Raw genomic sequence first — 6,164 nt, 5'->3', positions numbered from 1 at the left:
AAATTAGCTTCTTTTGCGTTAACTCAGATAATACTATTCATTTTTAATTAAAAAATATAAGGCATAGACATGGCACCATAACCAATATCATATTTTCTCAACTCTTTAGCACTCAATTTTGTGTAATCTTCTTTGATAAATTCCATTAAGCACTTAATTTCATTGATATTTATGCGTTCCTCAGCTTTTAATTTAGATAAATGTTTGTACACTGATATAATAATTTCAGGATATGGTTTATCCTCTCGTATTTTCTTAGCATCTTGAAGAAATCCTTCTTTTACTTCTACATTATTATATGACTTTGAATTATATGCATTCGCAATTAAGTCAAAAAGTTTTTCTTTTTTATCTTCCACCGACTCCACCTAGCACTTTCGTAAAACCATTAACGTAAGCTTTTACTCCTCTATCAACAATCTCAGAGCGAGCTCTACTCCAATCTACCCAACATTTTTGAGTATTACAATAAACACCATTTCCATAATAAGTTGCAGCATCTACTGTAATTCCTAAAGTAGATACACTCAATAAAACAATTCCTAAAATCAAAAAATACTAACAAATTTTTCTTCATATAATTGCCTCTCTTTTTTATAAAACAATTATATGTAATTTTCAGAACATTTTTGCAAAATTTTCATAAATAGTATCTTTAGTGTCATAATCGTCACCAATATTCTGTAAGATCAATCAAATTTTATCTCACTAATAATAATAGTCTTAATAAATAAAAAATGGTCTTCACTTTTCGGAATATTTATTATAAAAGGAGCTTGCTATAAAAAAGAGAAAAATTAAAACACAATAAAACATGTACAAACATATCAAAAAAGGCCAGTCAACAAACCTGTTAACTAGCCTTTTTTATCTTAATTTCTAAATAAACGATACAGCCATTTTTGCGGACGTCCACGATAGATCACGTGCGTTTCTACTGCTTCTATCCGTTGCTGCTCATGATAATTGAAAATCTCATCTTCAGTAAGATCATAGTCCATCATCAATTGCTGGGCTTTGGCTAATGCGCTCATTGATTCCTCATCATTTACATCCGCCGCAAGCGCCAGTAATTTTTGAATCTTTTCTTTTCTCTTGTCTGCCATTTTCTACTCCTAAAGGTAAGTGTGTGTTAAGTCTACTTCTTTTTTCTGAACGCTACTTTCCAGTGTTGCTAGTTCTTTTTGTGCTTTTTTCGTTCGTTTTAGTCCTTCTTTATACACCGTTGAAGTCTTATTATGACCTAACAATTCCAACTGTTCTAAGTCTTCCTCTAATTTCTCTACCCACATTCGCTTATGGTCTAATAAATTGTATTTCATGGTGATCTTCCTTTCTTCCTTTACTTGCACTAGCACTCTGTCTATAAAGCCAGTTCCCATGCCAGGTTTTTATCCTCATAGAATTTTGGATCGATATATCGGGTTAACTTATCGCATTCAAGCGTAAAGCTTTCTTTCTCGAATACAATAGAGATATTGTCCAATACAGTTCCTTCAAAGGCTAGCGCACCTAATTCTGTATGATTGTTTACCCAAACGACTTTTTCTTCAGTAATTCTAATTCCAAAGTAATCACGTACCCCATCGTAGCCACAAAGGCAAATGACCTTTGCTTGGTCAAAAAAGTAAGGCATTTTAAAGTAACGATCATCTACTACCGAAATTTCAGATCGTTCAAATTCTACAACACCATCTTCAGTTGCGGTTAACTGTGTTAAAATATCTGCTAACGATAGTTTAGTTTGTTTTTTCTTCATCTTATTTCCACCTTTTCCATTGTCTAAAAGTGATATCACTTTTAGGTTTTAGTATAAAAAGTGACGTCACTTTCTTAGTGCTGGTACCTCAAATCCTGCTTTTTCTTGGCAATCAATAAATCTAACGCAATACACATAATCCTGGATTCACTTTTGCCGTACTTCTGCTTTAGTTGCTGCAATTCTTTTTGTCTCTTTTCATCTAATGTCACGGGTAACCGTTTATTTCCTATTGCAATTGGCATTGGTACTCTCTCCTTTCATCGAAATAACCCCATGAAAAATATGGCTGCAATCATCTTGAATAGTAGACTCACGAGGACTAATACAAACCGCCAAAAGATCAAACAAAACACCAGTATTACCAAAAATACAGCGAGGTTTAACTGTACAGCTGCACTATCTCGCATAAGTATTTCGCCAACAAACAGTACTAACAATAAGGGAATAATCTTGTTCAAATGGATCACCTTCTTTCTCTTAAGTTATCGGGCTTTGCCCGTTTATTTCGCACCACCTAAGCGGCGGGGGCGGTTGGTGCGAAATAAGAACCATTCCCTTAGTTACTAGGCTTTTTTTGTCCTTATTTCACACATTCTCACTTTTCGGTATAAATGATTATTGACCTTTTTTTCTTTCAAATCGTTGATATGGAATCCGTTGTTAGTTGATAAATCACCTTATTCATTTTCGTTGTCTTCCTTTTTCATGGTGTAATATGCGCCATACTTATTGATATTTTCAAAATAATCTAACCATTCACTTGAAACAGTCTTGGCTTTTTTCGTTTCGATAAATTTCCATACGTTAGTTCTAAAGCTTGGTATTCAGAAGGTTTAATAGTGCTTGGTTTGACACCTACTTCCAAGCATAGTAAGGCTTGGAAAAACCATTTTGCATTTTGCTTTTTCAGTTCTTCCAGTGTTCGATAGTACGTCGCAATAAGATTCATTTCGACACCTGATTCAATCATTTCTTCCACAGCTACCGACAATTTTTCTTTATAATGTTTTTTTGGAACACGTGTTTCGTTGTATAGGAACGTCATATCCTCCATTTTTTGTGCCATTTTATCCAAAGGTAATTTGACAAATTCGTCATAGTAATTTTGAGCCATATTTTTTTCTCCTTTTTAGTTCTCTAATTTGGTTAACCAATATTCGTTTTCATAAGTTTCCAAGTTTTCTTGATAATGCAGTTCACATCCTGCAATCTTCACTAGGTCTTCAAATAGCATAGTCGGTGCATCCTCTACTAAAGGGGTTTCTATCGTCCAGTACCGCGGAATAAGTAAAGCTTCTGCTACTTTTTCAGAAATGACTTCTTTGTCCACCAAAATTTGAACGACTTCTTTCTACAGTCAATAATTTGTGTTGTGTTTTCATCAGCGTTTCTTTCCTTTCTCCTCAATCAAAATATAATCGCCATAAGACAAGGTATATTTTTTCCCGCATGTTGGACATTGATACAAACAATAGCTTTTGATACATTTCGCTCTTTCTCCGCAATCGCATTCGACAGTATGTGGTGCATGATAGTTTGGGAATAATTCGCTGAAGGGAACACCCAAATAATCAAATTTCTTTCGCATGATTGATTCTGCCTCCTCTTAGGAAAGGTTTTACTTCCTTTCGTTAGTTCTTTCTTTATTGATTTGTTGGCCAGAATGAATCAACGAAAAGCGACAAGGACAAGGGCGCGCAGCGTGCCATTTACCCTTGTCCTTGTCGCTTTTTGGTGATAAAAGGCAACTTGTTGCCGGTCTGGCAAATCAATAAAGAGATAGCGAACAGGAACGAACCTTTTGGTGAGAGGAAGCTTTTCCTATTTTGTCTTACAAAGCAAGACCCCTTATCTTAGTGAACGTGCAACGTTCACTTCCTTTCTTCTCGAACGGCGGTGGCGGTTGGAGTGAGAGAAAGGTTTTTCAATTGAGAAGGCACTTGTGCCTTCCTAAACAGGCCTTTCCCTTTCTTCCTGTTTCTATGTAAAACAAAAAGAGCTGCAGTCCTACATTAGGATTGCAGCTCTTCTTTTATTTATATGCCCATTGATCGCGTAAAATGATCAGGGTTTCTAATTTGCATCGATTCAATGACTAATTGATTCCGTTTATTGAAATGACCTGTGACGGCAATATTGTATTTTCCATCATCCATAATTAACAATTTATCGATAATTTCAATATCTGCAACTACACAATTAATCGATTCATGAATTGTTTGTAAAGTAAAGCGAACCAATAATGGTTGTGTTTTTATTACTCGGATTTTATCAAGCAAACCAACATATTTGTTCATCACGATCACCTCGCTAAAATTATAGCAAAAACAGTTAAAATTGAGAATTTTTATTCGATTTTAGATATGCTATAATAGTCAAGACAGTAAAGTTTGAAGACGGTGGCGACTTCTGGAAAGGTGGTGGTGCTTATGAATGTAAGTGCTAAAATCTATGAAAGGAGTAAGCCTTTTGTCCGCATATGAGACAATTCAAACCATTCTTGGTTTTGGTATGTTTACCATTGCTTTGATTAGTTTGATTGTAAATATGCTTAAAATGACAAAAAGAAATAACCGTCTACTTTAGCAGGTCAGCGGTTATTTCCAAATAACTAATATTCTGCCACCGTTCTTTAATCGGTGCTGTTAATGAGGGGTTGTTAGCGCAACTCCTCTTTTTCATGTTCATTATAGCAATATTTCGCAAGAAGTTCAACGATTTCCCGTTAACTCTACATATAAAGCGGTAGAATAGCCGTAAGTATAACAGCTGTCGCTGCTACTGTGACTTTAGTCAATCGCCAAAAGGAATTATCCTTTCCTGCTCTTTTTAAAAGATAAGAACAGACAAGATACACGAATACAAGAAATAGTGATCCTTTCGCAATTCTATTTACCAAAGGATTTTCAGTGACGCCCAAAGAAATCCCGTCTATAAATGCAATTACGGGTATCAATAGATCCATCGTCAGACTAATTTTTTTTGCCATGCTTACTCCTTCTTTCTCAAACTAAAACGGTAGATCATCATCGCTAATATCGATTGATTGTCCACCAAATGGATTCTGTGAAGCGTTCAATCCATTGTTGTTAGGCGTCGCTGTATCCCGTTGTTCGAAGGTGGCGGTGCTTGGACTGGTGGACGATTGATCAGCGTGCGCACGGCTCTCTGTCGCTGCTTTACTTTCTAATAGTTGAAAGTTATCTGCTACAACTTCAGTCACATATACACGTTGTCCTTGCTGGTTGTCGTAAGTCCGCGTTTGAATCCGCCCAACTACACCAATCAAGCTACCTTTTTTAGCTAATGTCGCCATTGTTTCTGCTGGTTTGCGCCAAATCACGCAGTTAATAAAATCGGCTTCTCGATTGCCGTTTTGATTCGTGAAATTTCGGTTGACGGCTAGGGTAAAAGTCGCTACTGCAGTACCACTTGCGGTATAACGTAAATCAGGATCTTTGGTTAAGCGTCCTACTAATGTCACATTATTAATCATCTTTATCTCTCCATTTCTCTATTCATCTGTTGGTGTCTTTGATAAGCTAGTTTTTGCTCTTTTTCTTCGACGTGAATCACTTTTTCCATCAAATTACTAATCGAATCCATTGTCTCATCGTACGTGATCGATGCAGCATAAGGATTGCTTTTTTGATATTTCTTCCAGGTATCTTTTAGCTCGTGACTATTTTTCAGTACATCCATATCCTTTTCATAGTATATCTTTAACGGATCAGTTTTTCCTCGACGTGTAAATGTATTTCTCACACTATCTTTCAAGGTCTTCTCATCGATCTTCTCCATTTTAGGAATAGTATAGAGATCATAAAAATCTTTTCCTCTCGAATTATCTGTTAAAAAATCAAAGGTTGCACTTAATTTTTCAGCAATAATTTGTTCTGTAGGATAGGATTCCAAAGGAATCGTTCGATCCTCAAACATCAATTTATGACTGTGAGTGATCGTTGCAGGATAGATCGAGTCACCTGTAGTCACATCTACCTTAAAATCTGGCCGCATGTTTTCCAAATGTGCCAGCACACGTAAGCTAAATCCTGGATAGTAATCGGTTTCTCTCGTTTCTTTCATTCCTTGAATCTCAAATTGAATGCCTTCTTTCGTCGGCGTTGAAAAAATTTCGTTTAGAACCGTTGTTAATGTTTCTTTGGTTACTTTCATTTCCCGTAAAGTCGTATCAATATCTTTGGTTGTGCGATTTTCAATGCCATACTTTGAGCCAATCAAGAAGCCGCCTTTTAACACAAAATTTTCACGATAAGGAGACTCTGAGATTTTTTCCAAGAATTTTTCCATCATAAAATGTCTTAAAACAAGCTGCGGATCAACTTCTTTTTCTCTAGAAATATTCTTCACTTTTGCTTTTAACTGCGTAGGTGTCATGTAT

Annotated in this window: 13 protein-coding genes and 2 pseudogenes; 2 read left to right on the top strand and 13 right to left on the bottom strand. The window is 35.9% G+C overall.

Features of this window, described 5'->3' with window-relative positions; translation table 11 throughout:
* Positions 1-47 precede the first annotated feature (47 nt).
* The 6 genes from AB3I27_RS13115 to AB3I27_RS13090 all read right to left on the bottom strand — a co-directional run bounded on the left by AB3I27_RS13115 (position 48) and on the right by AB3I27_RS13090 (position 2,004).
* Entirely contained in the window at positions 48-359 is a 312-nt protein-coding gene (locus tag AB3I27_RS13115; protein WP_002293551.1) for a hypothetical protein, read from the bottom strand.
* Positions 349-552 carry a leucocin A/sakacin P family class II bacteriocin gene (locus AB3I27_RS13110; RefSeq protein WP_002307514.1) on the bottom strand — a complete coding sequence of 68 codons (204 nt, stop codon included), beginning with the start codon at positions 550-552 and terminating at the stop codon, positions 349-351. Before AB3I27_RS13110 ends, AB3I27_RS13115 begins: the two co-directional genes overlap by 11 nt.
* A gap of 320 nt (positions 553-872) precedes the next feature.
* A complete protein-coding gene (locus tag AB3I27_RS13105) occupies positions 873-1,106 on the bottom strand; it encodes a DUF2786 domain-containing protein (RefSeq protein ID WP_002307516.1) in 234 nt (77 codons plus the stop codon).
* Positions 1,107-1,115: 9 nt separating this feature from the next.
* On the bottom strand, positions 1,116-1,322 hold the full coding sequence (locus AB3I27_RS13100; protein ID WP_002293548.1) for a hypothetical protein: 207 nt from the start codon (positions 1,320-1,322) through the stop codon (positions 1,116-1,118).
* 41 nt (positions 1,323-1,363) lie between these two features.
* Positions 1,364-1,759: a hypothetical protein gene (locus AB3I27_RS13095; protein WP_002335347.1), complete on the bottom strand. Its 396-nt coding sequence runs from the start codon at positions 1,757-1,759 to the stop codon at positions 1,364-1,366.
* 74 nt (positions 1,760-1,833) lie between these two features.
* Positions 1,834-2,004: a hypothetical protein gene (locus tag AB3I27_RS13090; RefSeq protein WP_002293544.1), complete on the bottom strand. Its 171-nt coding sequence runs from the start codon at positions 2,002-2,004 to the stop codon at positions 1,834-1,836.
* A gap of 97 nt (positions 2,005-2,101) precedes the next feature.
* Here AB3I27_RS13090 and AB3I27_RS13085 point away from each other — a divergent pair, with 97 nt between their 5' ends.
* Positions 2,102-2,329, top strand: coding sequence for a hypothetical protein (locus AB3I27_RS13085; RefSeq protein ID WP_306173746.1), 228 nt, complete (start codon positions 2,102-2,104; stop codon positions 2,327-2,329).
* 110 nt (positions 2,330-2,439) lie between these two features.
* On the opposite strand, the pseudogene AB3I27_RS13080 reads toward AB3I27_RS13085, so the two are convergent.
* From AB3I27_RS13080 to AB3I27_RS13065, 4 genes and pseudogenes are all read right to left on the bottom strand, one after another.
* A pseudogene (locus tag AB3I27_RS13080) lies at positions 2,440-2,876 on the bottom strand (hypothetical protein).
* A 15-nt stretch (positions 2,877-2,891) separates the two neighbouring features.
* Positions 2,892-3,144, bottom strand: a pseudogene (locus AB3I27_RS13075) (hypothetical protein).
* The gene (locus tag AB3I27_RS13070) at positions 3,144-3,350 is read right to left on the bottom strand and encodes a hypothetical protein (RefSeq protein ID WP_002295619.1); all 207 of its coding nucleotides are present in this window, start codon (positions 3,348-3,350) and stop codon (positions 3,144-3,146) included. The pseudogene AB3I27_RS13075 and the gene AB3I27_RS13070 overlap by 1 nt, the downstream one beginning before the upstream one ends.
* 448 nt (positions 3,351-3,798) lie before the next feature.
* Positions 3,799-4,059, bottom strand: coding sequence for a hypothetical protein (locus AB3I27_RS13065; protein ID WP_002295623.1), 261 nt, complete (start codon positions 4,057-4,059; stop codon positions 3,799-3,801).
* 154 nt (positions 4,060-4,213) lie between these two features.
* On the opposite strand from AB3I27_RS13065, the gene AB3I27_RS13060 reads away from it, so the two are divergent.
* Positions 4,214-4,348 carry a putative holin-like toxin gene (locus tag AB3I27_RS13060; RefSeq protein WP_341353883.1) on the top strand — a complete coding sequence of 45 codons (135 nt, stop codon included), beginning with the start codon at positions 4,214-4,216 and terminating at the stop codon, positions 4,346-4,348.
* A gap of 145 nt (positions 4,349-4,493) precedes the next feature.
* Here AB3I27_RS13060 and AB3I27_RS13055 read toward each other — a convergent pair whose 3' ends face one another.
* The 3 genes from AB3I27_RS13055 to AB3I27_RS13045 are packed head-to-tail and all read right to left on the bottom strand — an operon-like array spanning position 4,494 to position 6,160.
* The gene (locus AB3I27_RS13055) at positions 4,494-4,751 is read right to left on the bottom strand and encodes a hypothetical protein (protein WP_002295625.1); all 258 of its coding nucleotides are present in this window, start codon (positions 4,749-4,751) and stop codon (positions 4,494-4,496) included.
* Between the two features lie 21 nt (positions 4,752-4,772).
* On the bottom strand, positions 4,773-5,258 hold the full coding sequence (gene ssb, locus AB3I27_RS13050; RefSeq protein WP_002295626.1) for a single-stranded DNA-binding protein: 486 nt from the start codon (positions 5,256-5,258) through the stop codon (positions 4,773-4,775).
* A gap of 2 nt (positions 5,259-5,260) precedes the next feature.
* Positions 5,261-6,160 carry a nucleotidyl transferase AbiEii/AbiGii toxin family protein gene (locus AB3I27_RS13045; protein ID WP_002328352.1) on the bottom strand — a complete coding sequence of 300 codons (900 nt, stop codon included), beginning with the start codon at positions 6,158-6,160 and terminating at the stop codon, positions 5,261-5,263.
* Positions 6,161-6,164 lie beyond the last annotated feature (4 nt).

This window comes from Enterococcus sp. C46, assembly GCF_040887565.1.
Taxonomy (GTDB): domain Bacteria; phylum Bacillota; class Bacilli; order Lactobacillales; family Enterococcaceae; genus Enterococcus_B; species Enterococcus_B lactis.
This window is presented reverse-complemented; position numbering and strand designations above follow the sequence as displayed.

Excerpts from the sequence above, each read along its gene's own strand:
- AB3I27_RS13090 (WP_002293544.1), bottom strand. The coding sequence starts at position 2,004 with ATGCCAATTGCAATAGGAAATAAACGGTTACCCGTGACATTAGATGAA.
- AB3I27_RS13065 (WP_002295623.1), bottom strand. The coding sequence starts at position 4,059 with ATGAACAAATATGTTGGTTTGCTTGATAAAATCCGAGTAATAAAAACA.
- AB3I27_RS13060 (WP_341353883.1), top strand. The coding sequence starts at position 4,214 with ATGAAAGGAGTAAGCCTTTTGTCCGCATATGAGACAATTCAAACCATT.
- AB3I27_RS13070 (WP_002295619.1), bottom strand. The coding sequence starts at position 3,350 with ATGCGAAAGAAATTTGATTATTTGGGTGTTCCCTTCAGCGAATTATTC.
- AB3I27_RS13055 (WP_002295625.1), bottom strand. The coding sequence starts at position 4,751 with ATGGCAAAAAAAATTAGTCTGACGATGGATCTATTGATACCCGTAATT.
- AB3I27_RS13095 (WP_002335347.1), bottom strand. The coding sequence starts at position 1,759 with ATGAAGAAAAAACAAACTAAACTATCGTTAGCAGATATTTTAACACAG.
- ssb (WP_002295626.1), bottom strand. The coding sequence starts at position 5,258 with ATGATTAATAATGTGACATTAGTAGGACGCTTAACCAAAGATCCTGAT.
- AB3I27_RS13045 (WP_002328352.1), bottom strand. The coding sequence starts at position 6,160 with ATGACACCTACGCAGTTAAAAGCAAAAGTGAAGAATATTTCTAGAGAA.
- AB3I27_RS13100 (WP_002293548.1), bottom strand. The coding sequence starts at position 1,322 with ATGAAATACAATTTATTAGACCATAAGCGAATGTGGGTAGAGAAATTA.
- AB3I27_RS13105 (WP_002307516.1), bottom strand. The coding sequence starts at position 1,106 with ATGGCAGACAAGAGAAAAGAAAAGATTCAAAAATTACTGGCGCTTGCG.